The sequence below is a fragment of the Streptomyces sp. CLV115 genome (assembly GCF_038448545.1).
Lineage (GTDB): Bacteria > Actinomycetota > Actinomycetes > Streptomycetales > Streptomycetaceae > Streptomyces > Streptomyces sanglieri.
Map to the genome: position 1 here is coordinate 34,308 of NZ_JBCEWQ010000013.1, position 24,788 is coordinate 59,095.

General features: G+C 70.5%; 26 protein-coding genes and 5 tRNA genes. 20 read left to right on the forward strand and 11 right to left on the reverse strand.

Annotated features, from left to right (window positions below; translation table 11 throughout):
• Window positions 1-148 precede the first annotated feature (148 nt).
• From AADR41_RS07360 to AADR41_RS07375, 4 genes are all read right to left on the reverse strand, one after another.
• Window positions 149-730 (reverse strand): GTP-binding protein, encoded by a 582-nt coding sequence (locus AADR41_RS07360; protein ID WP_072487286.1) that lies wholly within the window; start codon window positions 728-730, stop codon window positions 149-151.
• Window positions 711-1,118, reverse strand: coding sequence for a DUF742 domain-containing protein (locus tag AADR41_RS07365; protein WP_003966010.1), 408 nt, complete (start codon window positions 1,116-1,118; stop codon window positions 711-713). The genes AADR41_RS07360 and AADR41_RS07365 overlap by 20 nt, the downstream gene beginning before the upstream one ends.
• A 133-nt stretch (window positions 1,119-1,251) precedes the next feature.
• Window positions 1,252-1,665: a roadblock/LC7 domain-containing protein gene (locus AADR41_RS07370; protein WP_259934900.1), complete on the reverse strand. Its 414-nt coding sequence runs from the start codon at window positions 1,663-1,665 to the stop codon at window positions 1,252-1,254.
• 9 nt (window positions 1,666-1,674) lie between these two features.
• Complete coding sequence (locus tag AADR41_RS07375) at window positions 1,675-5,445, reverse strand: sensor histidine kinase (protein WP_342280560.1); 3,771 nt, start codon at window positions 5,443-5,445, stop codon at window positions 1,675-1,677.
• 577 nt (window positions 5,446-6,022) lie between these two features.
• Between AADR41_RS07375 and AADR41_RS07380 the strand changes: the two genes are divergently transcribed.
• From AADR41_RS07380 to AADR41_RS07420, 9 genes are all read left to right on the forward strand, one after another.
• Window positions 6,023-6,211, forward strand: coding sequence for a hypothetical protein (locus tag AADR41_RS07380; protein WP_342280561.1), 189 nt, complete (start codon window positions 6,023-6,025; stop codon window positions 6,209-6,211).
• A 126-nt stretch (window positions 6,212-6,337) separates the two neighbouring features.
• Window positions 6,338-7,114 (forward strand): fumarylacetoacetate hydrolase family protein, encoded by a 777-nt coding sequence (locus AADR41_RS07385; RefSeq protein ID WP_124716171.1) that lies wholly within the window; start codon window positions 6,338-6,340, stop codon window positions 7,112-7,114.
• The gene (gene gltX, locus AADR41_RS07390; protein WP_342280562.1) at window positions 7,107-8,579 is read left to right on the forward strand and encodes a glutamate--tRNA ligase; all 1,473 of its coding nucleotides are present in this window, start codon (window positions 7,107-7,109) and stop codon (window positions 8,577-8,579) included. The genes AADR41_RS07385 and gltX overlap by 8 nt, the downstream gene beginning before the upstream one ends.
• Window positions 8,580-8,680: 101 nt before the next feature.
• Window positions 8,681-9,400, forward strand: a complete 720-nt coding sequence (locus AADR41_RS07395; RefSeq protein ID WP_342280563.1) for an HAD family hydrolase — start codon at window positions 8,681-8,683, stop codon at window positions 9,398-9,400.
• An 87-nt stretch (window positions 9,401-9,487) separates the two neighbouring features.
• Window positions 9,488-9,559: transfer RNA gene (locus AADR41_RS07400), tRNA-Gln, on the forward strand.
• Window positions 9,560-9,594: 35 nt separating this feature from the next.
• Window positions 9,595-9,667, forward strand: a tRNA-Glu gene (locus AADR41_RS07405).
• 60 nt (window positions 9,668-9,727) lie between these two features.
• Window positions 9,728-9,800: transfer RNA gene (locus AADR41_RS07410), tRNA-Glu, on the forward strand.
• 12 nt (window positions 9,801-9,812) lie between these two features.
• Window positions 9,813-9,884, forward strand: a tRNA-Gln gene (locus AADR41_RS07415).
• Between the two features lie 36 nt (window positions 9,885-9,920).
• Window positions 9,921-9,993, forward strand: a tRNA-Glu gene (locus AADR41_RS07420).
• A gap of 84 nt (window positions 9,994-10,077) precedes the next feature.
• Here the strand turns inward: AADR41_RS07420 and AADR41_RS07425 are convergent.
• Complete coding sequence (locus AADR41_RS07425) at window positions 10,078-10,719, reverse strand: MerR family transcriptional regulator (RefSeq protein ID WP_342280564.1); 642 nt, start codon at window positions 10,717-10,719, stop codon at window positions 10,078-10,080.
• Between the two features lie 88 nt (window positions 10,720-10,807).
• Here AADR41_RS07425 and AADR41_RS07430 point away from each other — a divergent pair, with 88 nt between their 5' ends.
• A complete protein-coding gene (locus tag AADR41_RS07430) occupies window positions 10,808-11,305 on the forward strand; it encodes a DUF4188 domain-containing protein (protein ID WP_342280565.1) in 498 nt (165 codons plus the stop codon).
• Window positions 11,306-11,362: 57 nt separating this feature from the next.
• On the opposite strand, the gene ndgR is transcribed toward AADR41_RS07430, so the two are convergent.
• Window positions 11,363-12,079: an IclR family transcriptional regulator NdgR gene (gene ndgR / locus AADR41_RS07435; protein ID WP_014048551.1), complete on the reverse strand. Its 717-nt coding sequence runs from the start codon at window positions 12,077-12,079 to the stop codon at window positions 11,363-11,365.
• Between the two features lie 174 nt (window positions 12,080-12,253).
• Between ndgR and leuC the strand changes: the two genes are divergently transcribed.
• The 4 genes from leuC (at window position 12,254) to AADR41_RS07455 (ending at window position 15,436) form a co-directional block, all read left to right on the forward strand.
• Window positions 12,254-13,678 (forward strand): 3-isopropylmalate dehydratase large subunit, encoded by a 1,425-nt coding sequence (gene leuC / locus AADR41_RS07440; RefSeq protein WP_342280566.1) that lies wholly within the window; start codon window positions 12,254-12,256, stop codon window positions 13,676-13,678.
• A gap of 5 nt (window positions 13,679-13,683) precedes the next feature.
• Window positions 13,684-14,292, forward strand: a complete 609-nt coding sequence (leuD, locus tag AADR41_RS07445; protein WP_342280567.1) for a 3-isopropylmalate dehydratase small subunit — start codon at window positions 13,684-13,686, stop codon at window positions 14,290-14,292.
• Between the two features lie 104 nt (window positions 14,293-14,396).
• Window positions 14,397-14,624, forward strand: a complete 228-nt coding sequence (locus AADR41_RS07450) for a hypothetical protein (RefSeq protein WP_072487271.1) — start codon at window positions 14,397-14,399, stop codon at window positions 14,622-14,624.
• Window positions 14,625-14,767: 143 nt separating this feature from the next.
• A complete protein-coding gene (locus AADR41_RS07455) occupies window positions 14,768-15,436 on the forward strand; it encodes an HU family DNA-binding protein (protein WP_342280568.1) in 669 nt (222 codons plus the stop codon).
• A 112-nt stretch (window positions 15,437-15,548) separates the two neighbouring features.
• On the opposite strand, the gene AADR41_RS07460 is transcribed toward AADR41_RS07455, so the two are convergent.
• Window positions 15,549-15,752, reverse strand: a complete 204-nt coding sequence (locus tag AADR41_RS07460; protein WP_124716163.1) for a hypothetical protein — start codon at window positions 15,750-15,752, stop codon at window positions 15,549-15,551.
• A 29-nt stretch (window positions 15,753-15,781) separates the two neighbouring features.
• Complete coding sequence (gene cofC, locus AADR41_RS07465; RefSeq protein WP_342280613.1) at window positions 15,782-16,459, reverse strand: 2-phospho-L-lactate guanylyltransferase; 678 nt, start codon at window positions 16,457-16,459, stop codon at window positions 15,782-15,784.
• Window positions 16,460-16,627: 168 nt separating this feature from the next.
• Here cofC and AADR41_RS07470 point away from each other — a divergent pair, with 168 nt between their 5' ends.
• Genes AADR41_RS07470 through AADR41_RS07480 form a run of 3 tightly spaced genes read left to right on the forward strand, consistent with a single transcriptional unit; the run spans window position 16,628 to window position 19,603 of the window.
• Complete coding sequence (locus AADR41_RS07470) at window positions 16,628-17,380, forward strand: lysophospholipid acyltransferase family protein (protein ID WP_342280569.1); 753 nt, start codon at window positions 16,628-16,630, stop codon at window positions 17,378-17,380.
• Window positions 17,377-18,387: an NAD(P)H-dependent glycerol-3-phosphate dehydrogenase gene (locus tag AADR41_RS07475; protein ID WP_342280570.1), complete on the forward strand. Its 1,011-nt coding sequence runs from the start codon at window positions 17,377-17,379 to the stop codon at window positions 18,385-18,387. The genes AADR41_RS07470 and AADR41_RS07475 overlap by 4 nt, the downstream gene beginning before the upstream one ends.
• 58 nt (window positions 18,388-18,445) lie before the next feature.
• Window positions 18,446-19,603 carry a D-alanine--D-alanine ligase family protein gene (locus AADR41_RS07480; RefSeq protein WP_342280571.1) on the forward strand — a complete coding sequence of 386 codons (1,158 nt, stop codon included), beginning with the start codon at window positions 18,446-18,448 and terminating at the stop codon, window positions 19,601-19,603.
• 49 nt (window positions 19,604-19,652) lie between these two features.
• Here the strand turns inward: AADR41_RS07480 and AADR41_RS07485 are convergent, their stop codons facing one another.
• Together AADR41_RS07485 and AADR41_RS07490 are read right to left on the reverse strand one after the other, a co-directional pair.
• A complete protein-coding gene (locus AADR41_RS07485) occupies window positions 19,653-20,135 on the reverse strand; it encodes a DUF3515 domain-containing protein (RefSeq protein WP_342280572.1) in 483 nt (160 codons plus the stop codon).
• A 20-nt stretch (window positions 20,136-20,155) separates the two neighbouring features.
• Complete coding sequence (locus AADR41_RS07490) at window positions 20,156-20,389, reverse strand: Lrp/AsnC family transcriptional regulator (RefSeq protein WP_342280573.1); 234 nt, start codon at window positions 20,387-20,389, stop codon at window positions 20,156-20,158.
• Window positions 20,390-20,713: 324 nt separating this feature from the next.
• On the opposite strand from AADR41_RS07490, the gene AADR41_RS07495 reads away from it, so the two are divergent.
• Together AADR41_RS07495 and thiD are read left to right on the forward strand one after the other, a co-directional pair.
• Window positions 20,714-21,685, forward strand: coding sequence for a thiamine-phosphate kinase (locus AADR41_RS07495; protein ID WP_259934913.1), 972 nt, complete (start codon window positions 20,714-20,716; stop codon window positions 21,683-21,685).
• 9 nt (window positions 21,686-21,694) lie between these two features.
• Window positions 21,695-22,501, forward strand: coding sequence for a bifunctional hydroxymethylpyrimidine kinase/phosphomethylpyrimidine kinase (gene thiD, locus AADR41_RS07500; RefSeq protein ID WP_342280574.1), 807 nt, complete (start codon window positions 21,695-21,697; stop codon window positions 22,499-22,501).
• An 83-nt stretch (window positions 22,502-22,584) separates the two neighbouring features.
• On the opposite strand, the gene rpmB is transcribed toward thiD, so the two are convergent.
• Window positions 22,585-22,770, reverse strand: coding sequence for a 50S ribosomal protein L28 (rpmB, locus tag AADR41_RS07505; RefSeq protein WP_030928661.1), 186 nt, complete (start codon window positions 22,768-22,770; stop codon window positions 22,585-22,587).
• Window positions 22,771-23,031: 261 nt separating this feature from the next.
• Between rpmB and AADR41_RS07510 the strand changes: the two genes are divergently transcribed.
• Entirely contained in the window at window positions 23,032-24,651 is a 1,620-nt protein-coding gene (locus AADR41_RS07510) for a DAK2 domain-containing protein (RefSeq protein WP_342280575.1), read from the forward strand.
• Window positions 24,652-24,788: the final 137 nt, after the last annotated feature.

Genomic DNA, 24,788 nt, shown 5'->3' on the forward strand with positions numbered 1-24,788 from the left:
CGCAGTGGCACCGTTCGGATGCGGCGGGTGTCGAACGCTGGGCAATTCTCTTTCGAAACGTTATGAATACGGGGGTGGATCGTGTCAAAGGACACAGTCCACCCCCGTCCGACTACGGTAACTACCGTATGGCAATACCGACTTGTGCTTACTTGAGCCGGGCCATGAGGGCGTGCTCCACGAGCGTGATCAGACCGCTCTTGGCGTCCGCGCGGTGCCGCGCGTCCGTCGTGATGATCGGCGTGTCCGGGCCGATCTGGAGGGCTTCGCGGACCTCGTCGGGGGTGTAGGGCTGGTGTCCGTCGAAGCCGTTGAGGGCGATGACGAACGGCAGGCCGCTGTTCTCGAAGTAGTCGACGGCGGGGAAGCAGTCGGCGAGGCGGCGGGTGTCGACGAGGACGACGGCGCCGATGGCGCCGCGGACCAGGTCGTCCCACATGAACCAGAAGCGGTCCTGTCCGGGCGTACCGAAGAGGTACAGGATCAGGTCCTGGTCCAGGGTGATACGACCGAAGTCCATGGCGACGGTCGTCGTCGTCTTGCCCCCGGTGTGCGTGAGGTCGTCGATGCCCGCGGACGCGGACGTCATCACGGCCTCCGTACGCAACGGGTTGATCTCCGAGACGGCACCGACGAACGTGGTCTTGCCCACGCCGAAGCCCCCGGCCACCACGATCTTCGCCGAGGTGGTGGCCCGGGCCGCACCGCCGCTAGAGCTTGCGAAGTCCACTGAGCACCCTTTCGAGCAGTGTCACATCCGGCGCGCCGCCGGCCTCTCCATTGCCCGGCTGGTGGATGGCCACCATGCCGGCTTCCGCCAGGTCCGCGACGAGAATCCGGGCCACACCGAGCGGCATCGACAGCAGCGCCGAGACCTCCGCCACCGACTTGACCTCGCGGCAGAGGTGGCAGATCCGCTGGTGCTCGGGGAGCAGTGTCCCCAGATGCGCGGGGTCGGCCGTGGTGGAGACCAGGGCCTCTATGGCGAGCTGGTAGCGCGGCCGGGTCCGGCCACCGGTCATGGCGTACGGGCGGACCAGTGGCTGGTCGCCTTCACCGTCGTACGACGCGTGGTGCAGTGCGCCGTACGGATCGGGTGAGGCGGGTGGCGGGGTCATGAATCCTCCGGGCGTGACAGCAGTACGTCGGCTTGCCGTCTGAAGGGGCCGGTGGGGGGCTCTAAGCGGCCGGACGGGCGAGGGATGAGGGCATTACCTGGGGCAATCGAGTCTGTCATCGATCCGGGGCCGCCTAGTGGAGCAGGCTGCCCTGGAGCTCGGCACGGAGGTCGGGGGTGAGGACACTGCCCGCACGGTCGACCAGCAGGGCCATCTCGTACCCGACCAGGCCGATGTCGGCGTCCGGGTGGGCGAGAACGGCCAGTGAGGAGCCGTCCGAGATGGACATCAGGAAGAGGAACCCGCGTTCCATCTCCACCACGGTCTGGCTGACGGCACCGCCCTCGAAGATCCGGGAGGCGCCCGCGGTCAGCGAGGTCAGCCCGGAGGCGACGGCCGCAAGCTGGTCGGCGCGGTCACGGGGAAATCCTTCGGACATGGCCAGCAGGAGTCCGTCGGCGGAGACCACCACCGTGTGCGACACCCCGGGGGTGTTGTCCACGAAGTTGGTGATCAACCAGTTCAGATTCTGTGCGGCCTGACTCATCGGGCTCAACTAACGCTCCTGCTGGTGAGTGGGGCCGAGTGGGAAACTGCCGGTCGACTGGCCGTTGTTGGCCTGCCGCCCTTGCTGGATGCCCCGGCGGAGATTGGTCAACCGCCCGCGTACATCATCGGGGGCACGTGACACCTGCGGACCGGACTGGTGGTTCTGCTGCTGAGCGGTGCCCGGCACCAGGTTGGCGCGAGGCACTCGGCGCGGCAGTCCGGAAGTGGTGACTCCGCCTGCCGCGGGCTTCTTGACCCGCTCCGCCTGCCGTACGAGTTCGTCGTTCGGCGAGGGGCGCCAGGAACTTGTGGTGCTGCCCGGGTCGTCCCCGGTGCGGCGCGGCGCCGCGGGAGCGGAGGGCTCCTGGGCCGGCTGCTGCTGGTGGACGGGCGCGGGTGCCTGCGGCTCGGCGGGCGGCTGCTGGCCGCCCGGCTGCGGGCCGTGGAACCAGTTCGTCTCCAGGGTGTCGTACAGCGGCGTGCGACCGTCCCCGGGGCCGGCCGCCGGAGGCAGCGCCTCGGGCTGCGGCTGCGGGGGCAGGACCGGGCGGTACTGCGCGTCGCCGCCGGGCGCGGCGGTGGGACGCGGGGCTCCGAAGTCCTCGTCGTCCCGGCCGCGCTGACGCGGCGCCGGCAGACCCTGGTCCTGGGACCGGGCGGGCTGCTGCTGTCCGAAGTCGGGGCGGGCGAACTGCCCGGTGCTCGCCGGGTCCTGGCCGGACCGGTCCTGCGAGCCGTAGGGCTGCGGGGCCGGGGCGGAGAAGTCCGGGCGGGCGAACTCGGCGGTGGAGCCGGGGCCCTGCCGGTCGTCCATGGGCATCCGCGGCGTGAGCGGCGGGTTCATCGGCCGCTGGAACTGGCCGGTGGACTCGGGGTCCTCGTGACCGCGCGGGGCGTCCAGCGGAGTCTGCCGCGGCGCGGACGGCTCCTCGGTGCCCCAGCTGGTGGTCTGCGGACGCTGCGGCTGCGGATTGCCGCCGGGCAGCTCGGCGCGCGGGCCGCCGACCGGGGGCAGCTGACGGCCGGGGCCGTCCTGGCCGGCGGGCGGCTGGAAGCCGCCCTGGCCGACCGGGTTCTGCCGGGCCTGCTGCGGCTGCTGGGAGGGCTGCTGCCACGGGGCGGGGCCGTTGCCCTGCGGGCCGTTCTGGTCCTGGCGATCCGGGGTCTGGCGGTTCTGGCCGAACAGGTCGGGGCGGCCCGAGTCCGTACGGCCCGGTCCGTCGCCCTGGCCGCGGGCACCGAGGCGGGCGCCGTTGCCGAAGGCGCCGGCGAGGCCGCCGCCGTGACGCTGCGGCTCCGGGCGGGAGGTGTCCTGCGGACCGGTGCCGGACAGCCCGGCGGACTGGAATCCGGCGTTCTGCTGACCCTGTCCCTGCTGGTTCTGCTGGGCCGCCTGGTGGCGGGGGCCGCCGTCGCGGGAGGGCAGCGCGGCGCGCGGCGCGGAGCCCGCACCGACCTGGCCGCGCGAGGCGTTCGGACCCGAGGCGAGCCGGCCGGCCGGGCCCGAGGACGGGCCGCCGAGGCCGGGACGGGAGCCGTTGCCCGTGCCCGGGGCGCCGTTGCCGGCGAGCAGACCGCCGGGGGCACCGGACTGCTGTCCGGGTGCCTGCTTGGGAACCGGCTGCTTGCCGCCGTGCGCGACATCGACGGGCAGCATGACCAGCGCGGTCGTGCCACCGGAGTCGGAGGGCCGCAGCTGGATCCGGATGCCGTGACGCAGCGACAGCCGGCCGACCACGAACAGACCCATGCGGCGGGAGACCGAGACGTCCACGGTGGGCGGCGAGGCGAGCCGCTCGTTGATCGCGGCGAGGTCCTCGGGGGAGAGGCCGATGCCGGTGTCGTGGATCTCGACCAGCACCCGCCCGTCGGGCAGCGCGTGGCCGGTGACCCGGACCTTCGTCTGCGGGGAGGAGAACGACGTGGCGTTCTCCAGCAGCTCGGCGAGCAGGTGGACGAGGTCGTTGACCACGCGGCCGGCGACCTCGGTGGCGGGCACCGCCGCCAGCTCGATGCGCTCGTACTGCTCCACCTCGGAGGCGGCGGCACGCAGCACGTCGACCAGCGGGACGGGGCGGGTCCACCGGCGGCCCGGCTCCTCGCCCGCGAGGACGAGGAGGTTCTCGCCGTTACGGCGCATGCGGGTCGCGAGGTGGTCGAGCTTGAAGAGCGAGGAGAGCTGGTCCGGGTCGGCCTCGCGCGACTCCAGTTCGGAGATGAGCGAGAGCTGACGCTGGATGAGGCCCTGGCTGCGGCGCGAGAGGTTGGTGAACATCGCGTTGACGTTGCCCCGCAGAAGGGCCTGCTCGGCGGCGAGGCGGACGGCCTCGCGGTGCACGTCGTCGAAGGCCGCGGCCACCTTGCCGATCTCGTCCCGGGAGTGCACACCGACCGACTCGACCGAGGTGTCCACGTCCTGCGGGTCGGCCTCGGAGAGCTGCTTGACGAGCTCGGGCAGACGGTCCTGCGCGACGCGCGTAGCGGTGTCCTGGAGGCGGCGCAGCGAGCGGATCATCGACCGGGCGACGACGAAGGCGCCGACCAGCGAGACACCGAGCACCAGCAGGATGAGCGCACCGCTGATGATCGCTTCGCGCTTCGACTCGTCGCGGAGCTCGCGGGCCTTGCCCTCCATGTCGCTGAGGAGGGTCTCCTCGATGGTCTTCATGGCCTGGATCTTGGTGGAGCTCTGGTCGTACCAGTCCAGGTAGGAGCGGCGCGCGGTGCCGGTCATGCCCGAGGGGCTGTCCAGCACCTTCTTCGCGTAGGTGTTGGCGGCCTTGATCTCCGGGTTGCCCTCGTCGAGCGTGGCGGTCAGCTCCTCGGCGTTGTTGCCGGTCGCCTTGTACACCGCCTTGAAGGAGCGGAGGGCCGAGGCCTCCTTGCGCAGCGCGGCGCGGCCGAACTGCTTGTCGTTCTCGTCGAGGTGCGGCTGCTTGTCGTTGCCGCCGGGCAGCGCGGCGGCGATGATCGCCCGCTGGACCGAGGCGTACTCCTTGGCGGAGGAGAAGGCCGCGAGCGCCCGGGTCCGCTTGATCATCTCGGAGTTGCTGGTCGCCTGCGCCATGTCCTGCGAGAGGCTCAGCAGCGAGGTGATCAGCTGGCTGTACTGGTCGACGGTCTGGAGGCTCGGGGTGCCGTCGGCGTACGCCGTCTTGCGGATGTTGCGGATGTCGGCGAGCTGGCTCGCGATCTGGGTGACGCTCGAATAGATGCCTTCGAGGGCCTCGTCGCCGGTGGGGTCGCTGATCGAGGTGGTCGCGTCGAGGAAGGCCGTCTTCGCCCGGTCGGTCTTCTTGCGGGGCTCGGTGACCTTGAAGTCGTCGGCCTTCACCCCGTTGGCCAGCGGACCGGCCGAACGGTCGCGCTCCTCCTGGAGCGCCTGCGCCAGCGACGTCGCCTGCTTGGTCATCCGGGTCAGCAGCTGCATGTGGTCCAGCTGCTGGATGTCGTTCATGGACTCGTTGATCCGCAGACCACCCAGCGTGGTCGCGGCGACCACGGGGAGGGCGAGCAGGGAGACCAGACGGGTGCTGATGCGCCAGTTGCGAAGAGCGACTCGGGAGCCGGTGCTGACGGACCCCCGGGACTTGGCCGACGTGCTCGGATCCGTGTCGCCGCCCGCCGCTGCACCGGGGCGCTGGGCGCGGTCGCCACTGTCACCGGCCGCGGCAGGCCCGGGGTTCTGGGCGTGCTGGGCCGAGGAGCCGCGGTCGGTCCCGCCGTGCGGCTCCTGCTCCGCCGCAGCGCTGCCATCCCTCTTGAAACGTCCCTGCACTAGCGTCGCAACCTCTGGACCAGGCGTCCTCCCGCTGGGCGGTAGGACGGTGTCGGCGTCGTGGAGCGTTGTACCCGCCCCATGGTGGTCGTGAGTGACCGGCGTCCTTCCCCTTCCCGCCGCCACTCGGCGCTCCGTTGCGCCCCCTGCGCGCCGGCTTGAAACCCGCGGCGGTGCGTGGAATTCCAGCACAGTGCCGGATCTCCAACAAGGGCCCAACGCCGGGCCGTGACATGGGTGACGCGTTGTGATGATTGAGTAACAAGCCGTGGAGCGTGATCATGGATAAAACGGATGATTACGGGCGAATCAGTGAAGCGTGAAGGGTGTCCCAGTCGACATGATCAGGAGCGGAATGGCTGATTCAGTTACGTAATGTCCGTTTCTGTCGACATGATCGACCGCCCGGAATGAGGGAATTGTCTGCCCGGTCGTGAGGAAACTCACATGATGATCGTCGTCTCTTCCGGGCTTCCGGAGGGAATTGGATGTTTAGCCTGACGCTTTACAGGGATGGCAAATCCGACAACCGGCGCCCCTTCGGGCGGCGCCCGAACCGACAGGGTCCGATCGGCAGATGAAGACGACGATGATGTTCCGCAACATTGCCAACCCCCGGCGCACCACGCTGGCGCACCTCAAGGACGCCGACGGACCGCGGACGCCGGAGCAGCCGGAGCACGCCGTGGACCTGCCCACCCAGACGGCCAACCCCCGGCGCACCATCCTGATGGAAGCCCCGGTCGCCGCCGTCGCCGCGGAGTAGCCCGGACGCCGTCCCCCTCGGAGCTCGTCGGGCCCGCGCCGCCCGGTGATCGGGCAGTTCCCGACGGGCGACGCGTTAGCCTGGAGCGTCAGTCTTCAGCCAGCAAGTGAGGGGCGACAGCATCCCGTGCGCATCGCCAGGTTCTCCATCGACGGCAATGTCGCCTTCGGCGCCGTCGAGGGCGAGGGGCCCGATGGTCTCGTCCTCGACATCATCAAGGGCATCCCGTACGCCGAGTTCGAGCTCTCCGGCACCAAGGTCCCGCTGAGCAAGGTCCGCCTCCTGCCCCCCGTGCTCCCCAACAAGGTCGTGGCCATCGGCCGCAACTACGCGGAGCACGCCAAGGAGCTGGGCAACGAGGTACCGGACGTCCCCGTCGCCTTCTTCAAGCCCACCACCTCGGTGATCGGCTCCGGCGACGCCATCGAGTACCCCTCCTTCTCCAACGAACTCCACCACGAGGCCGAGCTGGCCGTGGTCATCGGCCGCATGTGCCGGGAAGTTCCGCGCGAGCGCGTGAAGGACGTCATCTTCGGCTACACCTGTGCCAATGACGTCACCGCCCGCGACGCCCAGAAGCGCGAGAAGCAGTGGGCCCGGGCCAAGGGCTTCGACACGTCCTGCCCGCTCGGCCCCTGGGTGGAGACCGACCTCGACCCCCACGACCTCACCATTCAGGCGACGGTCAACGGAGAGCAACGGCAACTCGGCCGTACGAGCGACATGATCCGCTCGATCGAGGATCTGGTCGTCCACATCACGGAAGCCATGACGCTGCTCCCGGGCGATGTGATCCTCACCGGCACTCCCGCAGGGGTCGGACCCCTCCATGTCGGCGACGAGGTCGCCGTCACCATCGAAGGCATCGGCACTCTCACCAACAAGGTGATCAAGCGTGGTTAACGCACCAGTCCGCGTACGTTTCTGTCCCTCCCCGACCGGCAACCCCCATGTGGGCCTGGTCCGCACCGCCCTGTTCAACTGGGCCTTCGCCCGGCACCACGGCGGCACCCTGGTCTTCCGCATCGAGGACACCGACGCGGCCCGCGACTCCGAGGACTCCTACAACCAGCTCCTGGACTCGATGCGCTGGCTCGGCTTCGACTGGGACGAGGGCCCCGAGGTCGGCGGCCCGCACGCCCCGTACCGCCAGTCGCAGCGCATGGACATCTACCGGGACGTCGCCGAGAAGCTCCTGGCGGGCGGATACGCCTACCACTGCTACTGCACCACCGAGGAGCTCGACGCCCGCCGCGACGCCGCCCGCGCCGCCGGCCGGCCGTCCGGCTACGACGGCCACTGCCGCGAGCTGAGCGCCGAGCAGATCGCCGCGTACGAGGCCGAGGGCCGGACCTCCATCGTCCGCTTCCGGATGCCCGACGAGGCGCTCACCTTCAACGACCTGGTCCGCGGCGAGCTGACCTTCCAGCCGGAGAACGTGCCGGACTACGGCATCGTCCGCGCCAACGGCGCGCCGCTCTACACGCTGGTCAACCCGGTCGACGACGCGCTGATGGAGATCACCCACGTCCTGCGCGGCGAGGACCTGCTCTCCTCGACCCCGCGCCAGCTCGCCCTGTACAAGGCGCTCATCGAGCTGGGCATCGCCAAGGACACCCCGGCCTTCGGTCACCTGCCGTACGTCATGGGAGAGGGCAACAAGAAGCTCTCCAAGCGCGACCCGCAGGCCTCGCTCAACCTCTACCGCGAGCGCGGCTTCCTGCCCGAGGGGCTGCTCAACTACCTCTCCCTGCTGGGCTGGTCCATCGCCGAGGACCGCGACATCTTCTCCATCGACGAGATGGTGGCCGCGTTCGACATCGCCGACGTCAACGCCAACCCGGCGCGCTTCGACCTGAAGAAGTGCGAGCACATCAACGCCGAGCACATCCGCAAGATGGACGTGAAGGCGTTCACCGAGGCGTGCGGCCCCTGGCTGAAGGCCCCGTTCGCCCCCTGGGCCCCGGAGTCCTTCGACGCGGCGCAGTTCGCCGAGATCGCCCCGCACGCCCAGACCCGCGTCACGGTCCTCTCGGACATCACGGCCAACGTCGACTTCCTCTTCCTGGACGAGCCGGCGACCGACGAGGCGTCCTGGAACAAGGCGATGAAGGAGGGCTCCGACGCCCTGCTCACCACGGCCCGCGCCAAGCTGGCCGAGGCCGAGTGGAACGCCGACGCCCTGAAGAACGCCATCCTCGCCGCGGGCGAGGAACACGGCCTGAAGCTCGGCAAGGCCCAGGCCCCGGTCCGCGTGGCGGTCACCGGCCGCACCATCGGCCTGCCGCTCTTCGAGTCCCTGGAGATCCTGGGCCGCGAGAAGACCCTGGCCCGGGTGGACGCGGCGCTGGCCAGGCTGGCCGCGTAGCACCCGCACCACGCGCCCGGAGGGGGCGGCCGCCGGTTCGTCCGGAGGCCGCCCCCTCCGCGCCGTTCACGGCCACCGCGCAGGAACCTACGCTGGTCCGTATGACGATCCGCGCGGTCCTCTGGGACATCGACGACACGATCTTCGACTACACCACCGCCGACCGCATCGGCATGCACAAGCACCTCGAACACGAGGGCCTGCCCGACGGATACGAGAACGTCGAGCAGGCCCTCGTCGCGTGGCGGGAGCTCACCGACACGCACTGGGCGCGGTTCGCCGCCGGGGAGGCCGACTTCCAGGGGCAGCGCCGGGACCGGGTCAGGGAGTTCCTCTCGCGGCCGCTGGGCGACGCCGAGGCCGACGACTGGTTCGCCCGGCACATCGCCCATTACGAGGCCGCCTGGGAGCTCTTCCCCGATGTGCTGCCGGTGCTGGACCTGCTGGCGGACGGGTTCCGGCACGCGGTGCTGTCGAACGCCAGTATCCAGAACCAGGACCGGAAGCTGCGCAGACTCGGAGTGCGGGACCGGTTCGAGGCCATGGTGTGCGCCGTGGAGCTGGGCATCTCCAAGCCCGAGGCCGGCGCCTTCCACGCGGGCTGCGAGGCACTGGCGCTGGAGCCCCGGGAGGTCGCGTACGTGGGGAACGAGCCGGACATCGACGCCGGTGGGGCGGTTGCCGCCGGGCTGATGGGGATCTGGCTGGACCGGGGCGGGCGCGGTGGACGGCCCGAGCTGATCCGTATCAGCGGGCTCGACGAGCTGCCCGGACTGCTGGCGGGCAATACCCGTTTTGGAGCGCCGGACACCTTCGGGTAATGTTCTTCCTGCGCCGCCCGAGCGGAACGAAAGAACCGAACGGGAAGCGCAAGCCGAACAAGACCCCTCACAGGGGTTGAGTTTTGGTGGGCTATGGTGTAATTGGCAACACTACGGTTTCTGGTACCGTCATTCTAGGTTCGAGTCCTGGTAGCCCAGCGCAGAAATGCAACAGCAGTAATCAGTAGTAACAAGCCCCCGTTGTGTAGCGGCCTAGCACGCTGCCCTCTCACGGCAGTAGCGCCGGTTCGAATCCGGTCGGGGGTACAGATCCTTCCCGCGAGATCATCTGGGTCGCACCCACGCTCTCGATGCAGGATCGCTAGGGCCCCCGTTGTGTAGCGGCCTAGCACGCTGCCCTCTCACGGCAGTAGCGCCGGTTCGAATCCGGTCGGGGGTACTTGTAACACCATGGGCTATGGTGTAATTGGCAACACTACGGTTTCTGGTACCGTCATTCTAGGTTCGAGTCCTGGTAGCCCAGCGCAGAAATGCAACAGCAGTAATCAGCAGTAAACAAGCCCCCGTTGTGTAGCGGCCTAGCACGCTGCCCTCTCACGGCAGTAGCGCCGGTTCGAATCCGGTCGGGGGTACAACAGCAGGACGGACAAAGGCCCTTCACCCCGGTGGAGGGCCTTCGCCGTTGCCCCTGCGGCCCGTTCGGGCCGCGGACCCGTTCAGAGACCGTAGCGGCGGGCCGACTCCTCCTCCTGGGCCATCCGCCGCAGGGACATCAGCAGCGGCTCGTAGAGCACGGCCGACGCGACCGCGATCTCCACCTGCTCCGACTCCGTGGGGTGCGTCTCCATCATGTCCAGGTCCTGGACGGCGACTTGGTGCATCAGCCGGGCCTGATCGGCCAGGTAATCGACGTCACAGGGGTAGCCGAGGCGGATCAGTGTCGCCACCGACGACACCAGTGAGCGATGCGCGGGGGAGAGGGCGCCGATCTCCTGCGACGTCGCCCAGCCGATCCGGTCCAGGAGCCGCTCGACGGCCTCGCGGGCCTCGGCCGTCTCCGGCGCCTCCTCGTCGGGGTCCGGACCGTGCGGGAGCGCCCACAGTGCCGCGCCCAGCCGGATCGTCCGGCCCAGGGACTCGTCGTCGATGTGTGAGAGGACCTCGCGAGCCGTCGCCACGGGAAGGCGGCCCACCTGGATCAGGGCCCGCACCAGGCGCAGCCGGCGCAGATGGCTCTCGTCGTACTCGGCCTGTGTGGCGGTGACCCGGCGGCCGGGGTGCAGCAGCCCCTCGCGCAGGTAGTACTTGATCGTCGCGGTCTTCACGCCGCTCTGCTCGCTCAGTTCCGAGAGTCGCATGTTCCGTGCCTTCCCTTGCGCCTCCTCTTGGGCAGTGCCACTATCCAATCATTGGATAGTGGCACTCTCCAACGATGAAGGGGCAGTCATGTTCACGAAGCCGATACCGGGACGGACCACCGCCGCGGCAGAGGGGGAGGTGGTCGTGCTGCTGATCGGGATGCGCATCAACCACTTCCGGGGCGTGCACCACTGGCTGCCGGTCCTCGCCGCGATGCCGCGCATGCTGCGGGAGTTGGCCAGGGACAAGGAGCGCGGCCTGCTGGGCTGGACGCTGCTGACCGGCTCGCCGCGGACGTACTACGTCGTCCAGTACTGGGAGTCGAAGGAGAAGCTCTACGCGTACGCGAGCGCTCCCGACATGTTCCACCGGAAGGCCTGGGCGATCATGAACCGGAAGGAGAGGAAGTCCCGGCAGCACGTGGGGCTGTGGCACGAGACCTACGTGGTTCCCGAGGGCGGATACGAATCGATCTACGCCGACATGCCGGCCTACGGACTGGCCGGGGCGACCGGCGTACTGCCGATCGAGGAACGGGGGCGCCGCGCGGCGGACCGGCTCGCGCACCGCTCGTCCGCGAAGTGAGGCGCTGGAAGGGGGCCGCCACGACGCTGGGGCGGCCGGGGAGGGGTGCCGGGCGGGTCAGCCGGTGCGGCGCAGGGCCTCGCTGAGCCTCGCCGCCGAGTCGATGACCGCCTGGGCGTGCATCCGGCCCGGGTGCCTGGTCAGCCGCTCGATCGGTCCGGAGACCGAGACGGCGGCGACCACCCGGTTCGACGGGCCGCGCACCGGCGCCGAGACCGAGGCCACCCCCGGCTCGCGCTCGCCGATCGACTGGGCCCAGCCCCTGCGCCGCACGCCGGAGAGCGCCGTCGCCGTGAAGCGGGCGCCCTGGAGGCCGCGGTGCAGGCGCTCCGGCTCCTCCCAGGCCATCAGGATCTGGGCCGACGAGCCGGCCTTCATGGTGAGCGTGGAGCCGACCGGCACGGTGTCCCGCAGACCGGACAGCCGCTCCGCCGCCGCCACGCAGATCCGCATGTCGCCCTGCCTGCGGTAGAGCTGCGCGCTCTCGCCGGTGATGTCCCGGAGGTGGGTGAGCACCGGTCCCGCCGTGGCCAGCAGGCGGTCCTCGCCCGCCGCGGCCGCGAGCTCCGCCAGCCGGGGGCCGAGAATGAAACGGCCCTGCATGTCCCTCGCCACCATGCGGTGGTGTTCCAGTGCCACGGCCAGTCGATGGGCCGTGGGTCGTGCGAGCCCGGTCGCCGCGACCAGCCCGGCGAGGGTGGCCGGACCGGACTCCAGGGCGCTCAATACCAGAGCCGCCTTGTCGAGAACGCCGACGCCGCTAGAGTTGTCCATACGACGATACTCCCGTCTCACTCTGTGAAACGCAAGTTCAATATTCGGCGGAAGTTGCGAACCTGTACGGGCGGCCACACAACGGCCCGTAGCCACCGCCCCGCACGGGGGTCCGGACGGCGGCGCACCGAATCTCTAGTTGGGCCGGCGAAGACGCCGGCCGGAGGGAAAGCGATGGGTAGGACACTCGCGGAGAAGGTCTGGGACGACCACGTCGTCCGGCGCGCCGAAGGTGAGCCCGACCTCCTCTTCATCGATCTGCACCTGCTGCACGAGGTGACCAGCCCCCAGGCCTTCGACGGCCTCCGGCAGGCCGGCCGCCGGGTGCGGCGCCTCGATCTCACCATCGCCACCGAGGATCACAACACCCCGACCCTCGACATCGACAAGCCGATCGCCGACCCGGTCTCCCGTGCCCAGTTGGAGACCCTGCGCAAGAACTGCGCGGAGTTCGGCGTACGACTGCACCCCCTGGGCGACGTCGAGCAGGGCGTCGTGCACGTGGTCGGCCCGCAGCTGGGGCTGACCCAGCCGGGCACCACGGTCGTCTGCGGCGACTCCCACACCTCCACGCACGGTGCCTTCGGCGCGCTGGCGTTCGGCATCGGTACCAGCCAGGTCGAGCACGTCCTGGCCACCCAGACGCTGCCGCTGGCCCGCCCGAAGACCATGGCCATCACCATCGACGGCGAACTGCCCGACGGCGTCACGGCCAAGGACCTGATCCTCGCGATCATCGCCCGGATCGGCACCGGCGGCGGCCAGGGCTACATCCTGGAGTACCGCGGCTCCGCCATCGAGAAGCTCTCGATGGAAGCCCGGATGACCATCTGCAACATGTCGATCGAGGCGGGCGCCCGCGCGGGCATGATCGCCCCGGACGAGACCACCTTCGAGTACCTGAAGGGCCGCGACCACGCCCCGCAGGGCGAGGACTGGGACGCCGCCGTCGCGTACTGGAAGACGCTGCGCACCGACGACGACGCGGTCTTCGACGCCGAGGTCGTCATCGACGCGGCCGAACTGGCCCCGTTCGTCACCTGGGGCACCAACCCCGGCCAGGGCGCGCCCCTGTCGGCCAACGTCCCCGACCCTGCTTCGTACGAGGACGCCTCGGAGCGCAACGCCGCCGAAAAGGCCCTGGAATACATGGGGTTGACCGCCGGGCAGCCGCTGCGCGAGATCAACGTGGACACCGTCTTCGTAGGTTCCTGCACCAACGGCCGGATCGAGGACCTGCGCAACGCGGCCGCGATCCTGGACGGCCGCAAAGTCGCGAGCGGCGTACGGATGCTGGTCGTCCCGGGCTCCGTCCGGGTCGCCCTGGAGGCCGTCGCGGAGGGCCTGGACAAGGTCTTCACCGCCGCGGGCGCCGAATGGCGGCACGCCGGCTGCTCGATGTGCCTCGGCATGAACCCCGACCAGCTGGCCCCCGGCGAGCGCTCCGCCTCCACCTCGAACCGCAACTTCGAGGGCCGGCAGGGCAAGGGCGGCCGTACCCACCTGGTCTCCCCGCAGGTCGCCGCCGCCACCGCCGTGCTGGGCCACCTGGCCTCGCCCGCCGACCTGTCCGACGTCCGTACGCCCGCCGGAGTCTGAGAACCATGGAAGCTTTCACCGCACACACCGGCCGGGCCGTCCCGCTGCGCCGCAGCAACGTGGACACCGACCAGATCATCCCCGCCCACTGGCTGAAGAAGGTCACCCGGGACGGCTTCGAGGACGGGCTCTTCGAGGCCTGGCGCAAGGACGAGAACTTCGTTCTCAACCGTCCGGAGCGCAAGGGCGCCACGGTCCTGGTGGCCGGCCCCGACTTCGGCACCGGCTCGTCCCGCGAACACGCCGTGTGGGCTCTGCAGAACTACGGCTTCAAGGCCGTCGTCTCCTCCCGGTTCGCCGACATCTTCCGCGGCAACTCGCTGAAGAACGGGCTGTTGACCGTCGTGCTCGACCAGAAGGTCGTCGACGCGCTCTGGGAGCTGACCGAGGCCGACCCCACCGCCGAGATCACCGTCGACCTGGAGGCGCGCCAGGTCCGCGCCGGGGGCCCCGGCGGATCCGGGCTGACGGCCGACTTCGAGCTCGACGAGAACGCCCGTTGGCGACTGCTCAACGGGCTGGACGACATCAGTCTCACCCTTCAGAACGAAGCGGACATCGCGACTTATGAGGCGGCCAGGCCGGCCTTCAAGCCGCGTACAATTAACGCCTGAGCAGCGCGTTTCCAGGACTGCGCCCCCTGCCATCTGGTAGGGGGCGCAGTCGCTTGTTGAGACCCCGTCGGGCGACAACTCGCCCCAGATGGCACAATCGGTGCATGGAACGCGACAGCCAACTCAAGCTTTACGGCCAAGTCGCCGACCGATTGAAGGAAGCGCACACAAGAGTGCGCGCACTGCAAGTCCCGGAGGGCGTAAGGATGGCGCTGTCCCGGAAGCTGTTGGTCATCACGGCCGCGGCTAAGCACGATCTCCCGGATGCGGCAAGGCGTCTGGACCGGTTGATGAAGGACCTCGATGAGGGCCGATTCCCCGAAGGTGACTGACTCTGCGGAACTGCGCAGCGGTCGACTTCGTTGCGGCACTAGGGTGATTAGCCCGTTTCGTGTTTGATTTGCGGTATATATCTGCCTAACGTGCGAAAACGCTTGAACACTTTCGTTCTGGCAATGTCTCCGAAGGGGAAGACGTGAACAAGGCGCAGCTCGTAGAAGCGATTGCCGACAAGGTCGGAGGCCGCCAGCAGGCCGCCGACGCCGTCGACGCGGTACTCGACGCGATCGTCCGTGCGGTTGTCGCAGGGGACCGGGTCTCGGTCACCGGCTTCGGCTCGTTCGAGAAGGTCGACCGCCCGGCCCGCTACGCCCGCAACCCGCAGACGGGTGAGCGCGTGCGGGTCAAGAAGACCTCGGTTCCCCGTTTCCGTGCGGGACAGGGCTTCAAGGACCTGGTGAGCGGCTCGAAGAAGCTCCCCAAGGGCGGCGAAGTGTCCGTGAAGAAGGCGCCCAAGGGCAGCCTCTCGGGCGGTCCTTCCACCCGTACGACGACCAAGGCCGCCGCCAAGAAGGCCGCCGCGAAGAAGGCCACGGCGAAGAAGACCACCGCCAAGAAGACCACGGCGGCGAAGACCACCGCGGCCAAGAAGACCACCGCGAAGAAGACCACCGCGGCGGCCAAGAAGACCACGACGGCCGCGAAGAAGACCACCGCGGCGGCGGCGAAGAAGGCGACGGCCACCAAGAAGGCCACCGCCAGCAAGACCGCGCCCGCGAAGAAGGCCACGGCGAAGAAGGCGCCCGCCAAGAAGACCACGGCGCGCAAGACCACGGCGAAGAAGGCCACCGCACGGAAGAAGTGAGACCGAGCAGCACAGGGCTACTCACACGCGCCGGGCCGGGCTCCCCTCGGGGAGCCCGGCCCGCGGGCTGTTGTGGGCGCTCTGCGCGCGGTCCCCGGAAGGTTCGCGGACCTCAGAAGGTCTGGAGGGTCACCAGGGTGATCCGCAGCCCGGCACCCTCGCCGCTGCCCTCGATCCGCACCCGCTGCCCCGGGCGCAGCAGCCGCAGACCGCCCGCGTCGAAGGCCCGGGCGTCGAATTCCACCGGGGTGCCGTCGTCGAGCAGCACGCTGCCGGTGCGGGTCTCGGGGTCGTAGGTGTACGAGGTCGCCTGCATGGAAGGCAGCCTATCGGTCGGGGCGGCTCTCAGGGGCTCGTCGCGGGCTCGGCGCCCGGGGCTCCGGCGGCCCAGCGCGCCGCCGTGTGCGCGCCGACGCCCAGGGCCAGCGCCGCCCGCAGATCGTCGCCGGTGTCCACGTCCTGGCGGACCGAATCGATGCCGGTCAGATCGATTTCCACCGCACCGGACTCCAGGTGCCGGGCCCGGGAAGGCCCGCCGAAAGCCGGGCGCAATTCCACCCCCGGCCGGGCCGACAGAAATGTTGTACCGATTCCTGCCGCATCGGTCACAAATGCGCGGGGGAATTCGGCGGAATAATCGAGTACCCGGGCCAATTCCGCGGGGCGCAGCGCGGGCAGATCCGCGTTGAGTGCGGCGACCGCGGCCCGGGGCCGCCCGGCCCGCGCCGCCCGCTCACCGTGTGCCAGCGCGGCGTTGAGCCCGCGGCCCGGTGCGTCGGGGACGATCCGGGCCCCGGCCGCCGTGAGGGCCGCCCCGGCCTCCGGGTCGTCCGTGACTACCACCACATCCAGCACCGCCGGGCAGGACAGGACGGCGGCCACGGTGTCCCGGGCGAAGGCGAGGGCGAGCCGGGGCCGCAGTTCGGCCCCGGTCGCGGGCGTCAGCCTGCTCTTGGCCCGCGCCAGCGGCTTCAACGGGACGACCAGGGACCAAGGACCGGCCGGGTCGGTGTTCGTGGCGATCTCCCCCTCGGTGCGCGTCGCCGCCTATTCTCGCCTGTCCGGTGCGAGAACCCGGAGGGTCGGTCCCGAAAGCGGGGCGTACGGTGTTCTCGACAGAGCAGGGGCCTGGGGCGAGACTTGACCGTCGGTAGCCAGGCAGAGTTCAGGTCCTTAGAGGAAGGTGTCCGAGTGTCCCGCCGCAGAATCGGCTTCTGGTACCGCCTGGCGGCGGTCATCGCAAAACCGCCGTTGGTGGTTCTGTTCAAGCGTGACTGGCGGGGGATGGAACACATTCCGGCCGACGGCGGATTTATCACCGCGGTCAATCACAACTCCTATCTGGACCCGCTTTCCTACGGTCACTTCCAGTACAACACCGGACGGGTGCCGCGGCTTCTCGCCAAGGCGGGCCTGTTCAAGACCCCCTTTGTCGGAATGATGCTGCGCGGCACCGGACAGATCCCGGTCTACCGCGAGACGACCAATGCGCTGGACGCCTTCCGGGCCGCCGTCGACGCCATCGAGCGCGGCGAATGCGTCGCCTTCTACCCGGAGGGCACCCTCACCCGCGACCCCGACATGTGGCCGATGGCCGGCAAGACCGGTGCCGCCCGCGTCGCGTTGATGACCAGGGCCCCGGTCATCCCCGTCGCCCAGTGGGGCGCCAACTTCGCGATGCCGCCGTACGCCAAGGAGGACAAGCTCCGGCTGTTCCCCCGCAAGACCCTTCAGGTGCAGGCCGGACCGCCCGTGGACCTCTCCAGGTTCTACGACCGGGAGCCGACGCCCGACGTCCTGCGCGAGGCGACCGAGGTCATCATGGCCGCGGTGACCGCGCAGCTGGAGATCGTGCGGGGCGAGCAGGCCCCCGCAGAGCCCTACGACCATCGCAAGGCCCGTGCGGAGCAGCGGCGCAAGGCAGAAGGAAAGGGACCCAAGTGACGCACCCCGCAAAGGCGGCCGTCTTCGGAACCGGCTCATGGGGTACGGCCTTCGGCATGGTCCTCGCGGACGCGGGCTGCGAGGTCACCCTCTGGGGCCGCCGCGCCGAGATCGCCGAGGCCGTCAACACGACCCGTACCAACCCGGACTACCTGCCGGGAATTGAGCTCCCCGAATCGGTGCGCGCCACCACCGACGCCGCCGAGGCACTGGACGGCGCCGACTTCGCCGTCCTCGTGGTGCCTTCGCAGACCGTGCGTGCCAACCTCGCCGACTGGACCCCGCACCTCGGTTCCGACACCGTTCTCGTCTCGATGATGAAGGGCGTCGAACTCGGCACCGCGAAGCGGATGAGCGAGGTCATCGAGGACGTCACCAAGGTCTCCGCGGACCGGGTCGCCGTCATCACCGGCCCCAACCTGGCCAAGGAGATCGCCGAACGCCGCCCGGCGGCGGCCGTCGTCGCCTGCCGGGACGAGTCCGTGGCCCAGCGCCTCCAGGCCGCCTGCCACACCTCGTACTTCCGCCCCTACACCAACACCGACGTGGTCGGCTGCGAGCTCGGCGGCGCGGTGAAGAACGTCATCGGTCTGGCGGTCGGCATCGCCGACGGCATGGGCCTCGGCGACAACGCCAAGGGCTCGCTCATCACCCGCGGCCTCGCCGAGACGACCCGCCTCGGCCTGGCCATGGGCGCCGACCCGCTGACCTTCTCCGGACTCGCGGGCCTGGGCGACCTGGTGGCGACCTGCTCCTCGCCGCTCTCGCGCAACCACACCTTCGGCACCAACCTCGGCCGCGGCATGACGCTCCAGGAGACCATCGCCGTCACCAGCCAGACCGCCGAGGGCGTCAAGTCCTGCGAATCGGTGCTCGATCTGGCGCGCCGGCACGGCGTCGACATGCCGATCACCGAGACGGTCGTCGGCATCGTCCACGAGGGCAAGCCCCCGATGGTCGCGCTGGCCGAGCTGATGTCGCGCAGCGCGAAGCCCGAGCGGCGCTGAGACCGGCCGCCCCGGCCGCGCTGACTCAAGTGGTACCAGCAGGTACGCTCAACGCGATATGAGCAGCGAGAACCTCCCCCAGAGCCCGGAGCAGCAGCTCCGCAAGCCGCGTGTGGCCGTCGTGTTCGGCGGCCGCAGCTCCGAACACGGCATCTCGGTCGTCACGGCCGGCGCCGTCCTGAACGCCATCGACCGGACCAAGTACGACGTCCTGCCGATCGGCATCACGACGGACGGCCGCTGGGCGCTCACCGTGGACGAACCCGAACGCATGGCCATCACGGACCGGAAGATGCCGGAGGTGGCCCAGCTGGCCGAGTCCGCAGAGGGCGCCGTGGTGCTCTCCGTCGACCCCGGCAGCCGCGAAGTGGTGTACAGCGAGCCCGGCTCGGTCCCCAAGGCGCTCGGCGAGGTCGACGTCGTCTTCCCCGTGCTGCACGGCCCGTACGGCGAGGACGGCACGCTCCAGGGGCTGCTGGAGCTCTCCGGTGTGCCCTATGTCGGCGCGGGTGTGCTCGCCTCGGCGGTCGGCCAGGACAAGGAGTACATGAAGCGGGTCTTCATCTCCTTCGGGCTGCCGGTCGGCCCGTACCTCGTGGTCCGTCCCCGCGAATGGGACAACGACCCCTCCGGCGCCCGCAAGCGCATCGTGGACTTCGCCGGCGAGCACGGCTGGCCGCTCTTCATCAAGCCCGCACGCGCCGGCTCGTCCTTCGGCATCACCAAGGTCGACGACCTCTCCGGGCTCGACGAGGCGATCGAGGAGGCCCGCCGCCACGACCCCAAGTTCCTGGTCGAGTCGCTGCTGCGGGGCCGCGAGATCGAGTGCGGGGTGCTGGAGTTCGAGGACGGCCCCCGCGCCAGCGTGCCCGCCGAGATCCCGCCGGTGACCTCGCACGACTTCTACGACTTCGAGGCCAAGTACATCGATTCGGCCTCCGGGATCCTGCCCGCGCCGCTCACCGACGAGCAGACGGCCGAGGTGCAGCGGCTCGCGGTCGAGGCCTTCGAGGCCACGTCCTGCGAGGGGCTGGTCCGTGCCGACTTCTTCCTCACCGAGGACGGCACCTTCGTGATCAACGAGATCAACACCCTGCCGGGCTTCACCCCGATCTCCATGTACCCGCGGATGTGGCAGGAGAGCGGCGTCAGCTACCAGGAGCTGGTGGACCGGCTGATCCAGGCGGCGTTGAGGCGCCCGACCGGACTGCGCTGAGCCCGGTTCCCGCGCCGCAGGGCGTGTGCTCCCGGGCGGGAGCACACGCCTACAGCCCGGGAACGGTCTTGCGGACGGCCGGGCCGAACGCGGCCAGCGGGCTCGCGTCATGCGCGTACGCCGCCGACAGCGTCACCTCGACGTACGCCTTGCGGTAGGTCGTCGTGAAACGCGGACCGGCGCCGTCGGACTGCTCCAGCAGCCAGTTGACGCCGTCCGCCTCGGTGCCCTTCGCCATCGGGTCGTCCATCTTCGCGGGCCGCGGGACACCGCAGCGCAGTACGATCTCCCCGTCCCCCCACTCGGCGGTCAGTTCGGACTTCGGCCCGGCGTCACCGCGGTCGAGCCCGGCAACGGTCCTCGGCAGTTCCTTGTGCAGCGCACGGCAGTAGGCCGCGGCTTCCGGGGACGGCGTGGGAACCGTGATCGACACCGCGGCGTCCGTTGAGGAGCAGCCCGTCGCGGCCAGCAGCAGCGCGGCGACGGACGTACCGAGGAAAACGGGGTGGCGGAGCCGGCGCGATGATGTCACCGGCCCAGCGTAGACGGGGACTACAGATGGACGACCGGGCAGGTCAGGGTTCGGGTGATGCCCTCCACTTGCTGGACCTTGGCGACCACCATGCGGCCGAGTTCATCGACCGTGTCGGCCTGCGCGCGCACGATCACGTCGTAGGGGCCGGTGACGTCCTCTGCCTGGATCACTCCCGGAACGCTGGCGATGGTCTCGGCGACGGTCGACGCCTTGCCCACCTCGGTCTGAATAAGGATGTACGCCTGTACCACGGAACCTCCAGGACGGCCACGAGGATCATGTGGGGGAGAAAGGGACGCCACGGTATCGCGTTGCCGCGTGCCGCGGGGAGACCTGGGGATCGTTGACGCCCGCAGCGTGGCGTACACAGGACACAGGTTGACGTATCTCTTGACAGTACCGACAGCAGTGACGGCCCGCGACCGCAAGCGCAGCGGTCCGGAAGGGGGACGGGCATGGCGTTGACCAGCGGTGCGGACCGCTCCCCGGGGCGGCGGCCGGTCCATGGCGCGGACCCCCGGCCGCCGAAGCAGCCCGGACGACCGTCCGGCGCGACAGATGAGAGGTGAGACTCGGTGAAGGGAACCGTGGGCGAGTTGGGGGAGTTCGGGCTCATCAGGGAGCTCACTTCCCGGCTCACCACCACTCCGGCGGTACGGCTCGGCCCCGGCGACGACGCCGCGGTGGTGACCGCTCCCGACCGCAGGGTCGTGGCCAGTACGGACATCCTGTTGGAGGGCCGGCACTTCCGCCGGGACTGGTCGACGGCGTACGACGTCGGCCGCAAGGCCGCCGCCCAGAACCTCGCCGACATCGCCGCCATGGGCGCGGTGCCCACCGCGCTGCTGCTCGGCCTGGTCGTCCCCGCCGAACTCCCGGTCACCTGGGCCGGCGAACTGATGGACGGCATCCGTGACGAGTGCCAGGTCGCGGGCGCGGCCGTGGTCGGCGGAGACGTGGTGCGCGGCGAGACGATCACCGTCTCGATCACCGCGCTGGGTGATCTGCGCAACCACGAGCCGGTCACCCGCTCCGGCGCCCAGCCCGGCGACGTCGTCGCCGTCACCGGCTGGCTCGGCTGGTCCGCCGCCGGATACGCGGTGCTCTCCCGCGGCTTCCGCTCGCCGCGCGCCTTCGTCGAGGCCCACCGGCGCCCCGAACCGCCGTACCACGCCGGCCCCGCGGCCGCCGGGCTCGGCGCCACCGCCATGACGGACGTGAGCGACGGGCTCGTCGCCGACCTCGGGCACATCGCCGAGGCCAGCAAGGTCCGGATCGATCTGCGCTCCGGGCTCATCGACATCCCCTCGCAGATGTCCGACATCGGCCAGGCCGTCGGCGTCGACCCGCTCCAGTGGGTACTGACCGGCGGCGAGGACCACGCGATCGTCGCCACCTTCCCGCCGGACGTGAAGCTGCCCGCCCGCTGGAAGGTGATCGGTGAGGTCCTCAACCCCTCCGCGCTGCCGCAGGTGACGGTCGACGGGGCGCCGTGGACCAGCAAGAGCGGCTGGGACCACTTCGGGGACATCGAGGACGCCCAGTAGATTCGGCGCATGCCCCTTTCTGCTGCTGTACCCGCCCGTGTGCTCACCGTCGCCGGATCCGACTCCGGCGGCGGTGCGGGCATCCAGGCCGACCTGAAGACGATGCTGGCGCACGGTGTGCACGGAATGAGCGTGCTGACCGCCGTCACCGCCCAGAACTCGCTGGGGGTGCAGGGCGCCTGGGAGCTGCCGGCCGAGGCGGTGCGCGCCCAGTACCGCAGCGTGGTGGACGACATCGGGGTGCAGGCGGTCAAGACCGGAATGCTGTCGTCGGCCGTCCTGGTGGAGACCGTGGCCGAACTCCTCGCGGCCACCGACGCCCCGGCCGTCGTCGACCCGGTCGGCGTCTCCAAGCACGGCGATCCGCTGCTGGCCGCCGAGGCGCTCGATTCCGTACGGACGAAACTCCTGCCCGTCGCCGCGGTCGCCACCCCCAACCTGGACGAGGTGGCACAGCTCACCGGAGTCCGCGTCGAGGACGAGGCCGGAATGCGGCGGGCGGCCGCCGCGGTGCTGGAGTTCGGGCCGCGCTGGGCCGTCATCAAGGGCGGTCATCTGCCGGGCGACCCCGTCGACCTGCTGACCGACGGCACCGATGAGCACTGGCTGCCCGCCCCCAGGCACGACAACCGCCACACCCACGGCACCGGTTGCACCCTCGCCTCGGCCATCGCCTGCCAACTGGCCCTGGGACAGGAAGTGCCCACAGCGGTACGGCACGCGAAGGCGTACGTCACCGGGGCGATCATGGCGGGCTTCCCGCTGGGTGCCGGGATCGGCCCGGTCGACCACGGCTGGCGGACCCGCAACGGATGAGGGGTCCGAGCACAGCAAAAAGCCGGTCCACCGAGGTGGACCGGCTTTTTGGGCAACCGGAAGGCTGCGCTACGACGGGAACGTCAGCGCGCGACCTTGCCGGCCTTGATGCACGAGGTGCAGACGTTGAGCCGCTTCGGCGTCCGACCGACCACGGCACGCACGCGCTGGATGTTGGGATTCCAGCGACGGGACGTACGGCGGTGCGAGTGCGAAATGTTGTTGCCGAAGCCCGGCCCCTTGCCGCAGACGTCGCAGTTGGCAGCCACGGGTCACTCCAAAGACTTCAGATGCACTTACAGTGAAATCCGGCGCGCCGGAATCATTTGAATGAAGTGGCGGTGCCGGAGGGATGGCCCGACTTTCATCGGGCAACCGAAGCAGCATACAACGGCCGCGTCGGTAGAACGAAACTACCATGGGTTTCACCGACCCCCTCCCGCCCCCTGTTCCCGCCGGGCCCGGTGCGCGGGGGGACTACTCTGCGATGCAGCCGGCCGCCCACGGCCGAATCCGAGGAGGACCGACAGGTGCCGCAGACCGCCGACGACATGGACGCCGTCGCGGTGCGTACCTGGTGCTCACTGGCCCTGGAGGCGCTGGGCCGGGAGCGCGAGGCGATCGACGCGATCAACGTGTACCCCGTCGCCGACGGGGACACCGGGACGAACCTCTATCTCACCGTGGAGTCCGCGGCCCAGGCCGTCGAAGCGGTCTTCGCCGGCCACGAGACCGGCGGGACGGTGCCCGCGACGGCCGACGCCGTACACGCCATGGCGCACGGCGCCCTGATCGGGGCCCGCGGGAACTCCGGCACGATCCTGGCCCAACTGCTGCGCGGAATGGCCGCAGTGCTGGCCGACGGCCATGACGCGGACCGGTTGCGCGAGGCGCTCGCCGTCGCCGCCGCCGCGGCCCGGCAGGCCGTGGCCCACCCCGTCGAGGGCACCGTGCTCACGGTGGCCACCGCCGCCGCCGAGGCCGCCGCCCGCGCCGGGGACGGCGCCGGGACCGCGACGGTCGCACGGGCGGCGTACGACGGGGCGCGCACGGCCCTGGACGCGACCCCCGGACAGCTCGCGGTCCTGGGCAGGGCAGGCGTCGTGGACGCCGGCGGGCGGGGGCTGGTGACCGTGCTCGGGGCGCTCGTCGAGGCGATCTGCGGACGGGCGCCCGAACGCCGCCAGGTCGCGGTGCCCGTCCTTCCGGAGCCGGACGACTGCGTGGAGTCCGACCCGGAGGGCGGACCGGCCTTCGAGGTCATCTACCTGCTGGAGGCCACGGACGACGCGGTGGACCGGCTGCGGACCCGGCTCGACCGGCTCGGCGACTCGCTCGTGGTGGTGGGCGGCGACGGGCTGTGGAACGTCCATGTGCACGTGGACGACGCGGGCGCGGCCGTGGAGGCCGGGGTCGAGGCGGGGCGGCCGTACCGGATCCGGATCACCCACTTCGGCGCGGACCGGGTGCACCCGCAGACCGAGCCCGTGCAGCGCGCGGTGGTCGTGGTGGTCCCCGGCGACGGGCTCCGCGACCTGTGCAAGGAGGCCGGGGCCACGACGGTCCTGGCCCGCCCCGGGGAACCGCCCGCCAGCGGCGAACTGGCCGACGCGATCCACCGGGCGCACGCCCGCGAGGTGGTCCTGCTGCCCAACGACGCGGAACTGCGCCACACCGCCGCGGCGGCCGCCGAACAGGCCCGCGCCCGGGGTGTCCGGGTCGCCCTGATCCCCACCAGGGCGGCCGTCCAGGGCATCGCGGCCCTCGCCGTCCACGAACCCGACCGCAGCTTCGACGAGGACGTGGTGGCGATGACCGCCGCCGCCGGCGCCACCCGCTACGCGGAACTCGCCGTCGCCGAACGGCAGTCCTGGACCATGGCGGGCATCTGCCAGGCCGGCGACGTCCTGGGCCTGATCGACGGCGATGTCGCGGTCATCGGCGGGGACGTGGCGCGGACCGCCCGCGACGTGCTCGACCGGATGCTGGCGGCGGGCGGCGAACTGGTCACCCTGGTCCTGGGCGAGGACACCCCCGACAGCCTCGCGGACACGCTGGAGGAGCACGTGCGCGAGGGCTATCTCGCGGTGGACACCGTGGTGTACCGGGGCGGCCACCAGCGCGCTCCGCTGCTCATCGGGGTGGAGTAGCGGAGCACGCCCCACCCGGGGCCCCGGGCGGGGCCGGTCCTCCCGCCCACGTCCGGACCCGCCCGGTGGCCGGTCTGCCGCGCCGGACGCACGCGACAGCAGCGCGCCCGGACGGTGCCCGCCGGACATCTGTCAGT